This is a genomic window from Ruegeria sp. PrR005, assembly GCF_010500245.1.
Taxonomy (GTDB): domain Bacteria; phylum Pseudomonadota; class Alphaproteobacteria; order Rhodobacterales; family Rhodobacteraceae; genus Ruegeria_B; species Ruegeria_B marisflavi.
Genome location: NZ_JAAGOX010000043.1, coordinates 243,247 through 260,387, shown reverse-complemented (window position 1 = coordinate 260,387; position 17,141 = coordinate 243,247). Strand labels below are relative to the sequence as shown.

General features: G+C 65.0%; 21 protein-coding genes. 7 read left to right on the top strand and 14 right to left on the bottom strand.

Going from position 1 to position 17,141, the window contains the following annotated elements:
* Window positions 1-33: 33 nt before the first annotated feature.
* From G0P99_RS18625 to G0P99_RS18615, 3 genes are all read right to left on the bottom strand, one after another.
* The gene (locus G0P99_RS18625) at window positions 34-435 is read right to left on the bottom strand and encodes a MerR family DNA-binding transcriptional regulator (protein WP_164131985.1); all 402 of its coding nucleotides are present in this window, start codon (window positions 433-435) and stop codon (window positions 34-36) included.
* Window positions 436-632: 197 nt separating this feature from the next.
* Window positions 633-827, bottom strand: a complete 195-nt coding sequence (locus G0P99_RS18620; protein ID WP_164131984.1) for a hypothetical protein — start codon at window positions 825-827, stop codon at window positions 633-635.
* A 117-nt stretch (window positions 828-944) separates the two neighbouring features.
* Window positions 945-1,313, bottom strand: coding sequence for a MerR family DNA-binding transcriptional regulator (locus G0P99_RS18615; RefSeq protein ID WP_164131983.1), 369 nt, complete (start codon window positions 1,311-1,313; stop codon window positions 945-947).
* A gap of 117 nt (window positions 1,314-1,430) precedes the next feature.
* On the opposite strand from G0P99_RS18615, the gene G0P99_RS18610 reads away from it, so the two are divergent.
* From G0P99_RS18610 to G0P99_RS18600, 3 genes are read left to right on the top strand one after another with little or no spacing between them, the layout of a single operon-like run.
* Window positions 1,431-1,850: a PaaI family thioesterase gene (locus G0P99_RS18610; RefSeq protein ID WP_164131982.1), complete on the top strand. Its 420-nt coding sequence runs from the start codon at window positions 1,431-1,433 to the stop codon at window positions 1,848-1,850.
* Window positions 1,850-2,368, top strand: coding sequence for a PaaI family thioesterase (locus G0P99_RS18605; RefSeq protein ID WP_164131981.1), 519 nt, complete (start codon window positions 1,850-1,852; stop codon window positions 2,366-2,368). Before G0P99_RS18610 ends, G0P99_RS18605 begins: the two co-directional genes overlap by 1 nt.
* A 7-nt stretch (window positions 2,369-2,375) precedes the next feature.
* On the top strand, window positions 2,376-3,701 hold the full coding sequence (locus tag G0P99_RS18600; RefSeq protein WP_164131980.1) for an MATE family efflux transporter: 1,326 nt from the start codon (window positions 2,376-2,378) through the stop codon (window positions 3,699-3,701).
* Here the strand turns inward: G0P99_RS18600 and arsC are convergent.
* The 4 genes from arsC to G0P99_RS18580 are packed head-to-tail and all read right to left on the bottom strand — an operon-like array spanning window position 3,685 to window position 5,847.
* Window positions 3,685-4,029, bottom strand: a complete 345-nt coding sequence (arsC, locus tag G0P99_RS18595; protein WP_164131979.1) for an arsenate reductase (glutaredoxin) — start codon at window positions 4,027-4,029, stop codon at window positions 3,685-3,687. The two genes, G0P99_RS18600 and arsC, sit on opposite strands and share 17 nt — an antisense overlap.
* On the bottom strand, window positions 4,026-5,084 hold the full coding sequence (locus G0P99_RS18590; protein WP_164131978.1) for a quinone-dependent dihydroorotate dehydrogenase: 1,059 nt from the start codon (window positions 5,082-5,084) through the stop codon (window positions 4,026-4,028). The genes arsC and G0P99_RS18590 overlap by 4 nt, the downstream gene beginning before the upstream one ends.
* Window positions 5,081-5,512 (bottom strand): DUF1330 domain-containing protein, encoded by a 432-nt coding sequence (locus G0P99_RS18585; protein WP_164131977.1) that lies wholly within the window; start codon window positions 5,510-5,512, stop codon window positions 5,081-5,083. Before G0P99_RS18585 ends, G0P99_RS18590 begins: the two co-directional genes overlap by 4 nt.
* On the bottom strand, window positions 5,509-5,847 hold the full coding sequence (locus tag G0P99_RS18580; RefSeq protein ID WP_164131976.1) for a DUF952 domain-containing protein: 339 nt from the start codon (window positions 5,845-5,847) through the stop codon (window positions 5,509-5,511). Before G0P99_RS18580 ends, G0P99_RS18585 begins: the two co-directional genes overlap by 4 nt.
* Window positions 5,848-5,963: 116 nt before the next feature.
* Here G0P99_RS18580 and G0P99_RS18575 point away from each other — a divergent pair, with 116 nt between their 5' ends.
* Window positions 5,964-7,538: a bifunctional UDP-sugar hydrolase/5'-nucleotidase gene (locus G0P99_RS18575; RefSeq protein ID WP_164131975.1), complete on the top strand. Its 1,575-nt coding sequence runs from the start codon at window positions 5,964-5,966 to the stop codon at window positions 7,536-7,538.
* A 15-nt stretch (window positions 7,539-7,553) separates the two neighbouring features.
* Here the strand turns inward: G0P99_RS18575 and G0P99_RS18570 are convergent, their stop codons facing one another.
* Entirely contained in the window at window positions 7,554-9,290 is a 1,737-nt protein-coding gene (locus tag G0P99_RS18570) for a tetratricopeptide repeat-containing sulfotransferase family protein (RefSeq protein WP_164131974.1), read from the bottom strand.
* 144 nt (window positions 9,291-9,434) lie between these two features.
* Here G0P99_RS18570 and G0P99_RS18565 point away from each other — a divergent pair, with 144 nt between their 5' ends.
* From G0P99_RS18565 to mnmH, 3 genes are read left to right on the top strand one after another with little or no spacing between them, the layout of a single operon-like run.
* Entirely contained in the window at window positions 9,435-10,064 is a 630-nt protein-coding gene (locus G0P99_RS18565; protein ID WP_164131973.1) for a glutathione S-transferase family protein, read from the top strand.
* A 10-nt stretch (window positions 10,065-10,074) separates the two neighbouring features.
* Window positions 10,075-10,740 (top strand): SOS response-associated peptidase, encoded by a 666-nt coding sequence (locus G0P99_RS18560; RefSeq protein WP_164131972.1) that lies wholly within the window; start codon window positions 10,075-10,077, stop codon window positions 10,738-10,740.
* A gap of 36 nt (window positions 10,741-10,776) precedes the next feature.
* On the top strand, window positions 10,777-11,847 hold the full coding sequence (gene mnmH, locus G0P99_RS18555; protein WP_164131971.1) for a tRNA 2-selenouridine(34) synthase MnmH: 1,071 nt from the start codon (window positions 10,777-10,779) through the stop codon (window positions 11,845-11,847).
* Between the two features lie 62 nt (window positions 11,848-11,909).
* On the opposite strand, the gene selD is transcribed toward mnmH, so the two are convergent.
* The 6 genes from selD to G0P99_RS18525 are packed head-to-tail and all read right to left on the bottom strand — an operon-like array spanning window position 11,910 to window position 17,140.
* Window positions 11,910-14,069 carry a selenide, water dikinase SelD gene (gene selD, locus G0P99_RS18550; protein ID WP_164131970.1) on the bottom strand — a complete coding sequence of 720 codons (2,160 nt, stop codon included), beginning with the start codon at window positions 14,067-14,069 and terminating at the stop codon, window positions 11,910-11,912.
* Window positions 14,070-14,073: 4 nt separating this feature from the next.
* On the bottom strand, window positions 14,074-14,460 hold the full coding sequence (locus G0P99_RS18545) for a Na+/H+ antiporter subunit G (RefSeq protein WP_164131969.1): 387 nt from the start codon (window positions 14,458-14,460) through the stop codon (window positions 14,074-14,076).
* Window positions 14,461-14,467: 7 nt separating this feature from the next.
* On the bottom strand, window positions 14,468-14,743 hold the full coding sequence (locus tag G0P99_RS18540) for a K+/H+ antiporter subunit F (RefSeq protein WP_203583158.1): 276 nt from the start codon (window positions 14,741-14,743) through the stop codon (window positions 14,468-14,470).
* A complete protein-coding gene (locus G0P99_RS18535; RefSeq protein WP_164131968.1) occupies window positions 14,740-15,237 on the bottom strand; it encodes a Na+/H+ antiporter subunit E in 498 nt (165 codons plus the stop codon). The genes G0P99_RS18540 and G0P99_RS18535 overlap by 4 nt, the downstream gene beginning before the upstream one ends.
* Entirely contained in the window at window positions 15,234-16,781 is a 1,548-nt protein-coding gene (locus G0P99_RS18530) for a monovalent cation/H+ antiporter subunit D (protein ID WP_164131967.1), read from the bottom strand. The genes G0P99_RS18535 and G0P99_RS18530 overlap by 4 nt, the downstream gene beginning before the upstream one ends.
* Window positions 16,778-17,140 (bottom strand): Na+/H+ antiporter subunit C, encoded by a 363-nt coding sequence (locus G0P99_RS18525; protein ID WP_164131966.1) that lies wholly within the window; start codon window positions 17,138-17,140, stop codon window positions 16,778-16,780. Before G0P99_RS18525 ends, G0P99_RS18530 begins: the two co-directional genes overlap by 4 nt.
* Window position 17,141: the final 1 nt, after the last annotated feature.

Below are 17,141 nucleotides of genomic sequence, written 5' to 3'. Positions count from 1 at the left end.
AAGTCGGATATCTGTGGTCGGAGAAGCGGCGGGTTATTCCGCCGCCTTCTTGGCGTCTTTCATCGAGGCGATCACCTTCTCGCCCCAGCGCAGCTGCTCCCTGAGGTCTTCGATCGCCTCGGTCAGCTCGTCGCGCTGCGCTTCCAGATCGGCCAGGCGCTCGCGTGCAATGTCATAGGTGCGGCTCAGCTGCATGTGCTGCTGGTCGCCGATGTGATAAAGGTCCAGCAACTGCCGGATCTGTTCCAGGCTGAAGCCGAAGCGCTTGCCGCGCAGGATCAGCTTCAGCCGCGCGCGGTCGCGTTTGGTGAACAGGCGTTTCTGGCCTTCCCGGATCGGGAACAGCAATTCCTTGGCTTCGTAAAACCGCAGCGTGCGCGGGGTTACGTCATAGGCATCGCACATCTCGCGGATGGACATGAGGTCTTCGGTCATCGGTTCAAACTCTCATCGCTGGCGTCATGGCGTCGATTTGGACAGCTTGCAGACCGTTTACAACATTCAGTTGACGTTTACGTAACTCAAACGCTACGTCACTTTGTGGCGTGACGTGGGATCAAATCGAATTGAGCGCGGGACTGGTCAAAACCATGACCCGGCCGCGCGAAACGCGCATGCGGCCGACCGGGGTTTCATCGTCCGGTCGCCCCGCCGCGCGGCCCCTGGTACCGGGCACGTTTGGCCTCGCGTTCCGCCTGGACCTGGCGATCCCAATCCGCCTGCGACACGCCGGGCGGGGCGGTGCCATAGCCGTTTGGGCCTACGTCGCAGGCCGAAAGGCCGACAAGGGAAGAGACAAGAAACAAGAGACGGAAACAGGCGGTCATGCGGCTTCTCCGGTCAACGGAACCGGACATGCCGGTTCCTTGCCGGGTCAGCTTGCGCGCTCTGCCGGTCGCAATCAATGGCCGGACAGGGCGCCTGACGAAAAGTTCATCGCGGGGTCACCCGATACTGCGGATCGCCTGCTCGCGCAGTTGCTGCAACTCGGTCATGGCCTCTTCCAGCTGCATCTGCTGCTGGCGCAGCTCGTTCATCTGCCGGTCGGCCATCTCGACAAAGGCCGCCATCTGCGCCTGGTTGCCCTCATCCTCGTAGATCAGCAGCCACTGGCGGATTTCTTCCAGCGGAAAGCCGAATCTGCGGCCCCGCATGATCAGTTTCATCCGGGCGCGTTCGCGGGCCCCGTAAAAGCGCGCGCGGCCCTCGCGGTCGGGCTGCAACAGTTCAATGTATTCGTAATATCTCAAGGTGCGCGGCGTCACGTCGAACTCGGCGCACATCTCCTTGAATGACAAACGCGTATCGGTCATGGCCAATCTCCTCGCCCGCAACCTAGGGGCTTGCGAATAACAGCGCAACAGGCGGGCTTGCCCTTTATGTCGCGGCCTGATCATAAAGGACCAGACCCAAGGCAGGATCTGTAAGTCATGACCGACAAGGCAAAACTCGCGCGGCAGTTCATTCAGGCGATACCGCACGCCAAGGCGCTGGGCCTCGATCTGACCCATATCGCCGAGGGAGAAGCTGTCATAACCATGCCCTATAATGCCGATCTGGTGGGTGATCCCCGGACCGGCGTCATCCATGGCGGTGCGGTTTCGGCGATGATGGACACCTGTTGCGGCGCGGCGGTGATGAGCCACCCGGCCGCCCCCGGTGGCACCGCGACAATCGACCTCAGGATCGACTACATGCGCGCGGCCACGCCCGGGCAGGCGATCACCACCCGGGCCACCTGTTATCACATCACCCGCAACGTCGCCTTTGTGCGCGCCGTGGCCACCGACGACGATACCGACCGGCCGGTGGCCACCGCCGCCGGGTCCTTTACCGTGGAGGGGCGCTGATGACCCGCAAACGTCCCGAACCGATGCAGGTGGTCAAGCAGCGCCGCGATGCGGCGCTGAACGCGCTGGTCAGCGGCGTGCCCTATATCCGCTTTCTCAACATCACCTTCGACCGGCGAGGGGACGAGCTGACCGGGGTTCTGAATTTCGACGAAAAGCTGATCGGCAACCCGTTCCTGCCCGCCATCCATGGTGGGGTGACGGCGGCGTTTCTTGAGGTGACGGCGGTCATCACCCTCAGTTGGTCGCATCTGTTCGAGCGGATCGAAAGCGGTGATCTGGCGCCCGAGGATATCCTGGGCGATGAGAGTGTCCGTTTTCCCAAGACCATCGACTTTACCATCGACTACCTGCGCTCGGGCCTGCCGCGCGATGCCTATGCGCGCGCCACGATCAGCCGGGCCGGGCGGCGCTACGCCTCGGTCCGGGTCGAGGCATGGCAAGATCACCACGACAAGCTTTATGCGCAGGGGAGCGGGCATTTCCTGATGCCGCAGGACCCCAACCCCGAAAGCTGAGCGGCGCATGTCCGAGGCCGCCCCGATCACGCACCGGCGGGTTCTGAAGATCGCCGTTCCGATCATGCTGGCCAACATGACCGTGCCGATCCTCGGTGCGGTCGATACCGCCGTGGTGGGCCAGATTCCCCAGGCTGCGCCCATCGCCGCTGTTGGCGTCGGCGCGATCATCCTGTCGGCGATCTACTGGATTTTTGGCTTTCTGCGCATGGGCACCGCCGGGCTGACCGCGCAGGCGCACGGCGCAGGGCACGAGGGCGAGGTTGCGGCCCTGCTGACCCGCTCGCTGATGATCGGCGTGGCGGGCGGCGTCGCACTCATTCTACTGCAACTGCCGATCTACTGGGGCGCGCTGGCCATCAGCCCGGCCAGCGCCGAGGTCGAGACGCTGGCGCGCGGCTACATGTCCATCCGCATCTGGTCGGCCCCCGCCGCCATCGCGATCTACGGCATCACCGGCTGGCTCATCGCGCTGGAGCGCACCCGCGCGGTGCTGGTGCTGCAACTGTGGATGAACGGGCTCAACATGGGTCTTGACCTGTGGTTCGTCCTTGGCCTCGGCTGGGGGGTAAACGGGGTTGCCTTTGCCACTTTCCTGGCCGAGTGGACCGGGCTCGCCTTTGGCCTCTGGCTCTGCCGCGATGCCTTCCTGAACCCGCGCTGGCGCGACTGGGCGCGGGTGTTCGAGGCCGCCCGCCTGCGCCGCATGGCTGTGGTCAACACCGACATCCTGATCCGCTCGATGCTGCTCCAGGCGATTTTCGTCAGCTTCCTGTTGCTTGGCGGGCGGTTCGGCGACGTGACGCTGGCCGCCAACCAGGTGCTGCTGCAATTCGTGCATATCACCGGCTATGCGCTGGACGGCTTTGCTTTTGCCGCGGAATCCTTGGTGGGTCAGGCCTTTGGCGCCGGAGCCGTGGCCCGACTCAGGCGCGCGGCCTGGATGACCAGCCTCTGGGGGCTGGTGCTGGCGCTGCTGCTGGCGGTGGTGTTCTGGGCACTCGGCCCCTGGCTGATCGACGTGATGACCAAGGACCCTGCGGTGCAACTGGCGGCGCGCGGCTATCTGGCCTGGATGGTGGCGGCGCCGCTTTTGATCCTGGCGCTGGTGATGTTCGATGGCATCTTCATCGGCGCCACCCGCTCGGCCGACATGCGCAACATGATGGCACTCTCTGCGGCGATCTATTTTGCCGCTGTCTGGCTGCTGATCGAGCCATACGGCAATCACGGCCTGTGGATGGCGCTGACGATTTCCTTCATCGCGCGCGGCATCACGCTGGGCCTGCGCTATCCAGCGCTGGAGCGCGCTGCGGTCAGTCCAGCAGGCTGAGCAGATCCTCGGGCGGGCGACCGATCACCGCCCGGTCTCCCTTGATCGCCAGCGGCCGTTCGATCAGCAACGGGTTTTCGGCCATGGCGGCCAGCAGCACGTCGTCGGGGTCGCTCTTGCTGAGACCCAGTTCCTTGAACCGCGCCTCGCCCGTGCGCATCATGTCGATAGCCGGAACCCCCAGCGCCGCCTGCGCTGCGCGCAATTTCTCCAGGCTCGGCGCCTCCTCCAGATAACGCCGGACGTCGATCTCGGCGCCGCGCTCTTCGAGCAATGCCAAGCCCTGCCGCGATTTCGAGCAGCGCGGATTGTGCCAGTATTCGATCACAACCAGTCCTCTCTATTGGTTCCCACCGCCTCGGCGACCGAGGCGAAGCCGTCGCGCGCCAAAATCGCATCAAGCCCGTGCGCGATCTCAGCCGCCAGCGCCACGCCGCCATAGACCATCGCGGTATAGAACTGCACCACCGAGGCGCCGGCGCGGATCTTGGCATAGGCCTGTTCGGCATTGCCGATGCCGCCGACGCCAATCAGCGGGATCGTCCCTTCGGTCAGCGCCGACAGCCGCGCCAGAACGCGGGTCGATTTGTCAAACAGCGGCGCGCCTGACAGCCCGCCCGCCTCGCCTTTGTGGGCGCTCAGAAGACCCTCGCGCGACAGGGTGGTGTTGGTGGCGATCACCGCATCCACACCCGTATCGCGCGCCACAGCGGCGATATCGGCGATTTCGGCCTCGTTCAGATCCGGCGCGATCTTCAGGAACACCGGGATCGGGCGGGCCAGCGCATCGCGCGTCTCGATCACGCCAGAAAGCAGCGCCGTCAGCGCCGCGCGCCCTTGCAGGTCGCGCAGTTTCTCGGTGTTGGGCGAGCTGACGTTGACCGTCGCGAAATCCAGATGCGCGGCGCAATGCGCCAGCACGCGGGCGAAATCGGCGGGCCGGTCGGTGCTGTCCTTGTTGGCCCCCAGATTGAGACCGATGACCGCATCGCGGGGGCGTTTGGCCAGCCGCACGGCAATCGCCTCCATCCCCTGATTGTTGAACCCGAACCGGTTGATCGCGGCGCGATCTTCGGTCAGGCGGAACAGGCGCGGGCGCGGGTTGCCCGGCTGCGGGCGCGGTGTGGCCGCCCCCACCTCGATAAACCCGAACCCGGCGCGCGCCAGCGGCGCCAGCGCCTCGGCATTCTTGTCAAAGCCGGCTGCCAGCCCCACCGGGTTGGGCAGGTCCAGCCCCGCCACCCGCGTCCGCAAACGGGGCGAGGTTACCGGGCCGGGCAGGGGTACCAGCCCCGCTTTCAGCGCCTTGATCGAAATCCCATGTGCGGTTTCCGGGTCCATCAGGTGCAGGGCCGCCAGCCCCAATTTCTCGATCATCTTCATCCGAAGCTGGTGCCCCCTGTGCCGGGTTTGGTGCGGATCAGGCGCGAGGTTGTAACCGCTGCCTGCCGGTGAATCACCGCCTGACGATAGGCGGGGTCGGTCACCATCTCCAGAAACGCATGTCCGCTGGGATAGCGCGCGATGAACATCTCGTCCCAGATCTCGTCGCCCGGGCCGATCAGCACGGTCTGAAACGTGCCGCGCCAGACAATCGAGGCGCCCAGCCGCGCGATGATCGGTGCGGTGTCGCGGCCATAATTGCGATAGGCCTCCGCCCCGCTCAGCCCGGCATCGGCCAGCGCATGGCCTTCGGGGTACAAAGCCCGGTCGCGGAACCTGACAAGGTTCAGCATCTCGATCGGGTGGTCGCGGTCCAGCGCCTTGAACGCTTCGAACTGGGCGCGCTCGGGGTCGATGTAACCTGTCATGTCATCTCCTGCGGGAACTGATGCACGCCATCCACCAGCGGCAGCGGCTGCGACCAGGCCACATCCGACAGCCGCAATTCGCGGTAAAGATGCGGAAACAGCGCGCCACCGCGCGACACTTCCCATTTCAGCGCATCGCCCATGGCATCCGCCTCGCAGGCCAGCAGAACCAGCCCCTCGGCCCCGGCGAAATGCTTGGCCGCCGTTTCCGCCGCCTGCTGGGCGGTCGAGAAATGCACGAACCCATCAGCCAGGTCCACCGGCGCCCCGGCGCTCTGGCCGTCACGTGTCAGCGCCGCCCATTCGTCGGCCCGTAAAATCTTGTAGATCAGCATGGCCCGGTGATGCCTTGGGCAGGGGGAGGAATCAAGCGCGATTTCCCTCACGAGACCTTTGACTCCGTTCAATTCCGCGCGCACCATCGCGGGCAATAACAACAGGGAGCAATTCGATGATCACCCGTTTTCTGACTTCGGTCGCGGCGCTGAGCCTGACCGCGGGCATGGCCGCCGCCGACTACAAGCTGACCATTCTGCACACCAATGATTTCCACGCCCGGTTCGAGCCGATCAGCAAGTACGACAGCGGCTGCAAGCCCGAGGACAATACCGAGGGCAAATGCTTTGGCGGCACCGCCCGCCTGGTGACCGCGGTCGAGGCCGCCCGCGCTCGTGCAGGCAATTCCATCCTTGTCGACGGCGGCGACCAGTTCCAGGGCACGCTGTTCTATACCTATTACAAGGGCAAGGTCGCGGCCGAGTTCATGAACAAGCTGGGCTATGACGCGATGACCGTGGGCAACCACGAATTCGACGACGGCCCCGAGGTGCTACGCGGCTTCATGGATGCGGTGAATTTCCCCGTGCTGATGTCGAATGCCGATTACAGCGGCGAGGAGTTGCTCGCCACCAAGCTGCTGAAATCGACGGTGATCGAGGTGGGCGGCGAAAAGATCGGGCTCATCGGCCTGACACCCGAGGATACCCACGAACTGGCCAGCCCTGGCCCGAATATCTCGTTCTCGGACCCGGTGCCTGCCGTGCAGGCCGAGGTCGACCGGCTCACCGCCGAAGGGGTGAACAAGATCATCGTGCTCAGCCATTCTGGCTATGGCACCGACCAGCGGGTCGCGGCGGAAACGACCGGCGTCGACGTGATCGTGGGTGGTCATTCCAACACCTACCTGTCCAATGTCTCGGACAAGGCGTCAGGCCCTTATCCAACCGTGGTCAACGGCGTGCAGATCGTGCAGGCCTATGCCTATGGCAAGTTCCTGGGCGAGCTGAACGTTACCTTTGACGACGCCGGAAACGTGACCGAGGCGGTGGGCGAGCCGCTGATCATGGACGCCGCCGTGGCCGAGGATACAGCCACCGTCGCCCGCATCCAGGAACTGGCGGTGCCGCTGGAGGAAATCCGTAACAAGGTCGTGGCCAGCGCCGCCGAAGCCATCGAAGGCAATCGCGATGTCTGCCGGGTGCAGGAATGCCAGATGGGCAACCTCGTGGCCGATGCCATGCTGGACCGTGTCGCCGATCAGGGTGTCACCATCGCCATCGCCAACTCGGGTGGGCTGCGCGCCTCGATCGACGCGGGCGATGTGACCATGGGCGAGGTGCTGACCGTGCTGCCCTTCCAGAACACGCTGTCGACATTCGAGGCCACCGGTGCTCTGATCGTCGAGGCGCTGGAAAACGGTGTCAGCCAGGTCGAGGAAGGCGCGGGCCGCTTCCCGCAGGTTTCGGGCCTCACCTATACTTGGGACGGCGCCCAGGCTCCAGGCAGCCGCATCGTCGAGGTGATGGTCGCCAGCGAGGACGGATATGTGCCGATCGACCCGGCGGGCAGCTATCTGGTGGTGACCAACAACTATGTCCGCAACGGCGGCGACGGCTATGCGATGTTCTCGGGCGACGACAAGAACGCCTATGACTTCGGCCCCGACCTTGCCGATGTGACAGCGGAATATCTCGCTGCCAACGCGCCCTACCAGCCCTATCTCGACGGCCGCATCGTCAAGAAGTAACGGTCAGGCCCCGGCTCAGCCCAGCTCGGGCCAGAGCCGGGGATCGAGCCCCGCGAGAAACGGCGCAAGCAGGACCGCATGCTTGCGCCATTTGCCGACCGAGCGCGCGTGCACCGGCTGGCGCAACTGATTGGCACTCAGCGTCAGCACCTGGCCCGCCGCCTGATCCGGCCGCGCCATTTCGGGCACCCAGTCCAGCCCCAGATGCGCCGCCAGCCGACGGCTGGCGCCCTCCACATCCGCCACCAGGTCCTCATAGGCCAGATCCAGGATCCGGCCCGGGAACACCGCATGCCAATGCGCCATCATCCGGGCGTAAAGGTTGAACCGATGCGCCATGGCCCGCAGGTCATAGGCATAGTTCAGCGCCGATCCTGCCAGATGCGCCTGCCACAGCGACAGCGCCACATCGCGCGGGTCGCGCCGCAGGTGGATCACCCGCGCATCCGCCCGTGCCGCCAGCAGAAACCCGGCCAGCCGGTAATTCTCCGGCATCTTGTCGGTGTAGAACCGGGTGCCCTCGGGCAGGGCGGGCAGGCTCTCGGCCTCGCCGTGCCGGAATGCCGCTCGTGCGCCTGCATCAAACGGCAGCCCGCCGTCGATCAGCGGCGCCAGCAACCGCCCCGGCGCGATCCGCTCGCCCAGGGGGCGCACCGCCGGATGCGCGCCCAGCATCGCCTCGGTCAGCGAGGTACCCGACCGGGGCAGGCCCAGCACATAGACCGGCGCCACTCCGTCGCCCGGCCCGTCGCCTTCCGTGCCGGGCTCGAACCGCGCCATCAGCGCTTCGCTCAGCCGCGTATCGGCCCCGGCGTCATAGGGCATCAGCCGCGCCATCACCGCATTGGCCCGGGTCAGGTGTTTGGCAAACCCGTCCTCGTCACCCGCTTGCCCGGCAATCCGGGCCAGCGCAAAATGCAACTGCCCCCTGGCGGGTCCGTTGTCATCGACGTTCTTCAGCGCCGACAGCACCTGCGGGGCCAGCACCGCGTTTTCCGCGCCTGAATTGATCTGCGCCAGTTGCTCCAGCGCCTCGGCCTGTCCTGGCGCGATCTCCAGCACCGCCCGGTACTGTTCCTTTGCGGCCTCGGTCTCTCCCTGTTCCACCAGCCGCATCGCCAGCACCAGCCGGGCCGGAACATGCCCCGGGGCCAGTGACACCGCCCGTTCCGCCGCCGCGCGCGCCGCATCGGGCCGGTCGACCCGCGCCAGCGGCAGCGACAGCGCGATCTGTGCCTCGACATTGCCCGGTTCCAGCTCTGCCGCCCGTTCCAGATCGGCCAGCGCCGCCGCCTCCTCGCCCACCTGTCCCAACAGCCGCGCCCTGAGCAAATACCCGCGTGCCTGCCCCGGATGCAGGGCTATGACCCGGTCCACCGCCGTCCGTGCCGCCGCACCATCACCCCGCGCCATCTCGACCTGTGCCAACAGGGCCCAGGCGACATCGTCCTGCGGGTTTGCCTGAGTCATCCGGTGCAAATGCCCCACCGCCTCCTCGGCTCGCCCCAGCAGCAGCAGCGTCTGCGCCAGATTGCGCCGCGCCTCGTGGAAATCGGGCGCCAGTTTCAGCGCCAGTTGGAAATGCGGCAGCCCCGCCTTGGGCCGTCCCATGCCGCATTCGGCGATTCCGGCGATGTTCATCCAGCCGGGATGCACCTTGTCAGCCTTCAGCCCCTTGCGGGCCAGCCGCTGCGCGGTGCGGAAATCGCCGCTCTGAACGGCGCGCAGCGCCTGCGAGATGTCGTTTTGCATCGAAACCTGCCTCTGATGCGGGATGGGCACAGGTTTACGGTGCAAGACGCGGCGCCGCAATGGCCGCACGCCCCAGGGACAAGCGGGTTGACGCAGGGCAGGGCGATAGGGTAATTAACAAAAGGGTTAAATAAAAGGTGCCCCATGAAACTGCATGTCTTTCCCCCGTCTCCGAACTCCCGCAAGGTGCTTGTGGTCAACGCCCATCTGGGTCTGGACCTGCCGCTTGAAATGGTCAACCTCGCCACCGGCGAGCAGCACGCCCCCGGCTTTGTCGCCCTCAACCCCAATGCCAAGGTGCCGGTGCTCGAATATGCGGACGGCGGCACGCTGTGGGAATCGAACGCCATCATGGCGCGGCTCTGTGCTGAGGTCGACACGCCGCTCTGGCCGAAATCCGACATCCGCTATGACATCCTGCGCTGGCAATATTGGGAGACGGCACATTGGACGCCCGCGCTCTCGCCCTTCATCAGCCGCCATATCTTTGGTCAGATGGATGCCGATCTCGACACTGCCGCCACGCAGACCGCCAAATACGGGGCGGTGCTCGACACCCATCTGGCCGGGCGCGACTGGTTGGTGGGCGACGGGGTGACGCTGGCCGACATCTCGGTCGTCTCTATCCTCAGCCTGCGCGCGCAGTGCCACTATCCGCTGGACGGCTTTGCCAATATCCAGCGCTGGATCGCCGCTATCGAGGCGCTGCCCGCCTGGCAATCCGCCGAACGGATCGTGCAGGCGACGCTGGCCAAGGTGCAGGCGGCCTCGTAATCTGGCGTCCATGTGCGGACGTTTTGCCATCACCCTGCCCACCGACGCAATGGCGCGCCTGTTCCAGGCGCGCCCTGCCAACGACCTGCCGCCGGTGCCCAATTACAACGTCTGCCCGACCAATCAGGTGCATGTCATTCGCTCAGTCGAGGGGGGCCGGGAGCTTGTACAAAACGGTTGGTCCTTCCTTCCGCACTGGTACAAAACGGTCAATTCGGGGCCTTTGCTGATCAATGCACGGGCCGAGACCCTGGCCGAGAAACCGGCATTTCGCGACGCCTGCCGCCACCGCCGCTGCCTGATCCCGGCGACCGGTTTTTATGAATGGACCAAGGATGCCGAGGGCAAACGCCTGCCCTGGTATATCCATCGCCGTGACGGTGCGCCCATCGCCTTCGCCGGCATCTGGCAGGACTGGGGTCAGGACGAAGACCGCCGCCCCACCTGCGCCATCGTCACCACCGCCGCCAACCGGCATTTGGCGCAAATCCACCATCGCATGCCCCTGATTCTCGAAGCCGCCGACTGGCCGCTCTGGCTGGGCGAGGCAGGCCACGGCGCCGCCCGGCTGATGCAGCCGGGGGGTGAAGAAGTATTGCAATTTCATAGAGTTGGGGTGGAGGTCAACTCCAATCGCGCCAGCGGCCCGCAGTTGATCGAGCCCATTTCGACCTGACCTTTCGGATTTGTACAAAGCGCGTTAAACGGGGGCATGGCTCTCGAATTCACCACGCTTCCCCAGCTTTATGCGCACGGCTTCGACACCGTGATCGACGTCCGCAGCCCGGCCGAACATGCCGAGGATCACCTGCCCGGTGCAATCAACCTGCCGGTACTGGACAACGAGGAGCGCGCCCGCGTCGGCACCATCTACAAACAGCAGAGCCCGTTTCTGGCGCGCAAGCTGGGCGCGGCGCTGGTGTTCCGTAACGCCGCCGCGCATGTCGAACAAAGCCTCAGCCACCACGACGGCGCCTGGCGCCCCCTGGTCTATTGCTGGCGCGGCGGCCAACGCTCCGGCTCCTTCACCTGGGTGCTGCAACAGATCGGTTGGCGCGCCGAGGTCATCGCGGGCGGCTATCGCACCTATCGCCGTTTGGTGAACCGCTATCTCTACGATGATCCGCTGCCGCATCGGCTGGTGGCGCTTGACGGGTTCACCGGCACCGCCAAGACCGAAATCCTGGGCCATCTGCCAGACCATGGCGTACAAGTGCTTGATCTCGAAGCACTTGCCAATCACCGTGGCTCGCTGCTGGGCGGCCGTCCCGGCGGGCAGCCCAGCCAGAAAGCCTTTGAATCAAGGCTCGCTGGTGCACTCTGCGCGCTTGACCCGGCCCGCCCCGTGGTGGTCGAGGCGGAAAGCTCCAAGATCGGCGAGCGGATCCTGCCACCCAGTCTCTGGTCGGCCCTCTGCGCCGCGCCCCGGATCGAGATTGAGGCCCCGATCGCGGCGCGCACGGCCTATCTGACAGCGGCCTATGACGACATCCTGTCGGACGCTGAGACGTTGATCGCCAAGCTCGACCCGCTGCGCTATCACCGCGGTCACGAGGTGGTGGACGGCTGGTTGCAGCTCATCGCCGCGGGCGACAAGGCGGGCGTGACCCGCGCGCTGATGCAGCAGCATTACGACCCCGCTTACCTGAAATCCCGCCGGTCACACGAAACCGACCACCTGGCCACCGTTTCTGCGAGATCGCTGGATGTTGAGGGGATCGCCCAGGCGGCCAGTGACGTTGCTCAGGCACTGAACCGAACCCCGTCACTACACGCAGTATAACCCCTTTATTTCGCTAGAAATACTCCGAGGATGCGCCGTAAGGCCATGGCGGCGGCGGCGCCTCAGGACTTGAGCCGCAAACCCGGTGCCTCGGACAGTTGCCCGATGATCGCCGCCGGATACCCTGCCACCTGCAATTGCTCCAGAAGCGGGGTCGCCTCTTCCGGCGTGACAGCGGCCAGCAATCCGCCTGCGGTTTGCGGGTCGAACAGCAACGCCGCCTTGCCGGTTGCGGGCAATTCCGGCACCAGCATCCGGTTTTCACCAAAGATCGACGAGCGCACCCCCGCCTGCGACAGTTCCAGCGCACCCTGCATCACCGGCACGGCTTCCAGGTCGATCTCTGCTCCGGTACCAGACATCTCGCAAATGCCATGGAGATGTCCGGCCAGGCCAAAACCGGTCACGTCGGTCATCGCATGGGCACCGCGCAGGATCTGCGCGGCCTGTCCCTGTCCCTGTGTCATCCAGCCATAGGCGGCCGCTACATCAACGCCCGCGGCCTGTCCGGCCATCTCACCCGCCATCAGCACACCACTGCCCAAGGGTTTGGTCAGGATCAGCACGTCACCCGGTCGCCCGCCGGCAAGTGTGATCGGGTCGCGTTGGCAAAGCCCGGTCAGGGTAAAGCCGATGGTCAACTCGTCGCCGACGGAACTATGGCCGCCGACGATTTCCGCCCCGGCGTCGCGCATCACTTCGGTCGCGGCCGCCATGATCTCGGTCAGGCTGCGCTGCTGTAATTCGGGCGATAGCCGGGGCAGGATCACCGTCGCGGTGGCCGCCTGCGGCTCGGCCCCCATGGCCCAAATATCGCCCAGCGCGTGATGGGCCGCGATCCGGGTCATCAACACCGGGTCCTCGGTCAGCCCGCGCAGATGGTCCGACGTCATGACCTGGCGCACCCCACCCGTGGTCAGCAAGGCCGCGTCGTCGCCGGGCAGGGGCGTCACGTCGCCCCGAGTTGCGCCGGGCAGCGGTGCAAGGGCCGCGCGCAATGCCGCTCGTCCGACCTTGGCGCCGCATCCGCCGCAGAGCGGCTTGTCCCCCAGCGCTTCGATCAGACCTTGGGCATGGAGTTCTGGCAAGGCAGGCTGGCCCATGCGCGGCAGGTCACGGAAACGCTCCATGAAGGTTTGGTCGATCCGGTCCTTCCACCGCCACATCAGAGGCCCTGAGAACACCATGCCCCATTTCTCGGCCAGGGCTGCCTTGCTGCCCAAAGATATCAGTTTCAGATAATCCCTTTGTGGCCGATAGGGGCGCATGTTACCCGCGCCAAAGGCGGCGCGCAGGTTATCGTAGAGCACCGGCGCCTCGCGCACGGCATAAACCCCCGCCTTGGGCCGGGGGCTGTCCAACAGGTGGGCGCAATCGCCAGCGGCGAAGATGGCCGGATCGCTGGTTTGCAGACACGCATCGACGGCGATGAACCCGTCATGGGTGGCCAGGCCGCTATCGGCCATCCATGGATAGGGGCGTGCCCCGGCGGCGCCAGTCACGAACCGGGCCGGGATTATCCGGCCATCGGCCAGTTCGACCCCCTTTGCCTGCACCTGCGCGATCTCCGTCCCCTCGACCAGGGTCACGCCAAGGGATTTCATGGCCTGCCGCACCCGTGCGGCCGCCTTGTCGCCCATGGCGCCCAGAACCCGGAAATTGTCGATCAGCGCCACTTCGGCCGTGCGGTTGCGGGCGCGAAGGGCGTGGGCCATCGCCATCACCAGTTCGGCCCCGGCCACACCACCCCCAATCACCGCCACCTGCGCCGGGCCTTCGCCGGCAAGGTACTCGGCCCAGCGAGCGGCGAACGGCCCCAGCGGCTTGGCGGGAACACCATGCTTCGCGAAACCGGGCAGGTCCGGCATCGCCGAGGTAATGCCGACGTTGACCGAGGCGATATCAAAAGCGACCGGTGGGCGCCCAGGCACCAGCACCTCGCGCCGGTTCAGGTCGATGCCCTGCACCTCGCCCAGAATCACCCGGGCCCCGGCGAACCGGGCCAGTTGTACAAGGTCGATATCCAGATCGCCGCGCGCATAGTGGCCTGCCACAAAGCCGGGCAACATGCCGGAATAGGGGGCGGTGGGGCCGGGATTGATCACCGTCACCCGGACACCCGCCAGCGGCATCATCCCCCATTTGCGCAGCACCAGCGCATGGGTGTGCCCGCCCCCGATCAGAACAAGGTCGCGGGTGCGGGGCAGGGGAGGGGTGTGCATTTACTCAGGTCGCCGTGTGGTCGGGTATCTCTTCGTCGGTCTGTACCGCATGGGTTGCCCATTTGCCATCCTCGCCCGCATTGGGCAGGCTGTCCGGCGTTTCATGCCGGTGAATGTGCCATTTGGCAATGAACAGGGCTGTGACCGGCGCCGTGAGGAACAGAAACAGCGTGATCAGCAACTCGTGCAGCGACAGCCGATGCTCCAATGCGAGCGAGTGGAGGATAGAGGCGATCAGCACGCCGCCCACGCCCAGTGTGGTCGCCTTGGTCGGTGCATGCAGGCGCGACATCGGATCCTTGAGCTTGATCATCCCGAACGAGCCGACAAAGCCGAAGATGCCCGAAATGATCAGGAAGAAGGCGATGACGATTTCCCAGAATTCTGTCATGTCGCCCTCACTCGATGATGTTGCCGCGCAGCATGAAGCGCGCATAGGCGACGGTCGAGACAAAGCCCAGCATGGCAATGATCATGGCCGCCTCGAAAAAGATCTCGGTTCCCAAGAGCAGGCCGTAGAGAACCATCAGGGCGATGGTGTTGATTACCATCGTGTCCAGCGCCAAAACCCGAGTGCCAACCCCGTCAGCGGTGATGATCCGCCACAGGCACATCATGACGGCCGCCCCGAAACAGGCAAAGGTGAAGTAGATCGCATAGTCCATGATGATCATTCGAAAATCTCCTTCAGGCGGCGTTCATAACGGTGCTTGATCTCGTCGCGCACCGCGTCGGGATCGGGGGCGTCCAGGCAATGCACCAACAGGTTGTGACCTTGTGCAGACAGGTCGCAGCTGACAGTTCCTGGGGTCATGGTGATGGTACCCGCCAGCACGGTAATCGCCTCGGGGCTGCGCAGTTCGAGCGGGACGCAGACCCAGTTCGGCTGCCGGTCGGCATCACGTTTGAACAGGATGATTCGGGCGACGGTGAAATTCGCCACCACGATGTCCCACAGAACGACCAGGATGTACTCCACCACCATCGGCCAGTTCCGCAGGATCGGGCGGTCTGGCCAATAGGGCTGGGTGATGAACGGGATCACGATCCCGAGGATCAGGCCGAACACGACCGAATTAAGCGACGGCGCGTTTGCCAGCAGCACCCAGACGATCGTAAGAAGGATGGTGAGATGCGGGTGCGGGAACACCCGGCGCAACAGTTTCATTGCTCGCCTCCCTTCAGGACTGCGTCGATATAGTGGTCCGGCGTATAGAGCTGTTCGGCCATTGAGCTTGTGTATTCCATCAAGGGGCCGGCAAACAGCGTCAGTCCGATCAGCCCGGCAACCAGCCCGAAAACGGCCGAAAAGGTCAGGACCGGCATCGGTTCGGGGGGCGGCAGGTGGATCACCTTGTCCTCGTTTTCTGGGTCAGGTTCGTTGTTGTGGCGGGCATCGTGGCTTTGCCAGAAGATGAGCGATCCGGCCCGCGCGAGCCCGACGATGGTGATGAAGGAACTGACCAGAATCACCGCCCAGATCGCGGTGAAATCGCCTGCGTCACGGGCAGCGTCCATCACCAGCAGCTTGCCGACGAACCCCGACAGGGGTGGCATGCCCGCCAGCGCGATGGCCCCGATGAAATAGAGCGTGGCGATTAGCCCGCTTTGCGGCATCGGTGTCATGCCGTCGATGCGGCCGCCCTGGCGTTCGATTACCAGATCGGCGATCAGGAACATCAGCCCGGCGGCGAGTGTGGAATGTACGGCGTAGTATAGAGCCGCCGCCGTGGCCTGGGGTGTGAACAGCGACACCGCGATCAGCAGCGTGCCCATCGAGGCGATGGCGGCAAATGCGACCATCCGTGCGATATGCTGCGTGCCCAGGATCCCGACTGCGCCGATGGCGAGCGTGACGAGCGCCGCTGGCAGCAGCCAGTCTCCGGCCAGCCCCTGGGTGATCGCCACATCAGGCCCAAAGGCCAGCGTGTACATCCGGAGGATGGAATAGGCGCCCACCTTGGTCATGATCGCAAAAAGCGCAGCCACTGGCATCGGCGCAAGGGAATAGCTGGCCGGCAGCCAGAAATGCAGCGGCAGAACCGCAGCCTTGATGCAGAAAACCAGCAGCAAAAGCACAGCGCCGACCCTGAGCAGGGCGGTATCCTCGGTCGGCAGGTCGGCCACCCGCACCGCCAGATCGGCCATGTTGAGCGTGCCGGTCACCGAATAGAGCGTGCCGAGCGCGAACAGGAACAGGGTCGAGCCGAGCAGGTTGTAGGTGACATATTGCACCCCGGCCTTGAACCGGACGGGGCCACCGCCATGGATCATCAGACCGTAGGATGCGATCAGCAGTACCTCGAAGAACACGAAAAGGTTGAACGCATCCCCGGTCAGGAAGGCGCCACAAACCCCCATCAGTTGAAATTGGAACAACGGGTGGAAATGGCGCCCGCGCTTGTCCCATCCCGATCCCATGGCGTAGAGCACCACCGCCAGCGCCAGCAGTGAGGTCAGCAGAACCATCAAGGCCGACAACCGGTCGAGCACCAGCACGATGCCAAAGGGCGCGGGCCAGTTACCCAGTTCATAGACCTGAATTTCGCCGCCTGCGGCCTGCGCCGTCAGGGTCAGCGCGATCCCCACCAGGCCGACGGTTCCCGCGACCGAGAAGATACGTTGCAGGTCCAGGTGATAGCGCAGGACCATGATGATGAAGGGCGCCAGCAGTGCGGGCAACACGATCGGGGCGATGATCCAATGGTTCATGCGTCCTCTCCCGGTGCGGCGTCGACGCTGTCATGCGCCTTCATGTCGATGCGGTCGTCCTTGGACGACAGATAGGCGCCGAGCGCGATCATCACGATGACGGCGGTCATCCCGAACGAGATCACGATCGCCGTCAGCACCAGCGCCTGCGGCAGCGGGTCGGTATAGGCAACCTCTTCGTATTTGTTCAGGACCGGCGGTGCATTCAGCGCCAGCCGCCCGGTGGCAAAGAGAAAGGCGTTGACCGCATAGGTCAGCAACGACAGGCCGAGAATGACCGGGAAGGTCCGGCGGCGCAGGATCAGGAAGATGCCGGCGGCAGTCAGGACACCCACGGCAGAGGCAAGGAGCGCTTCCATG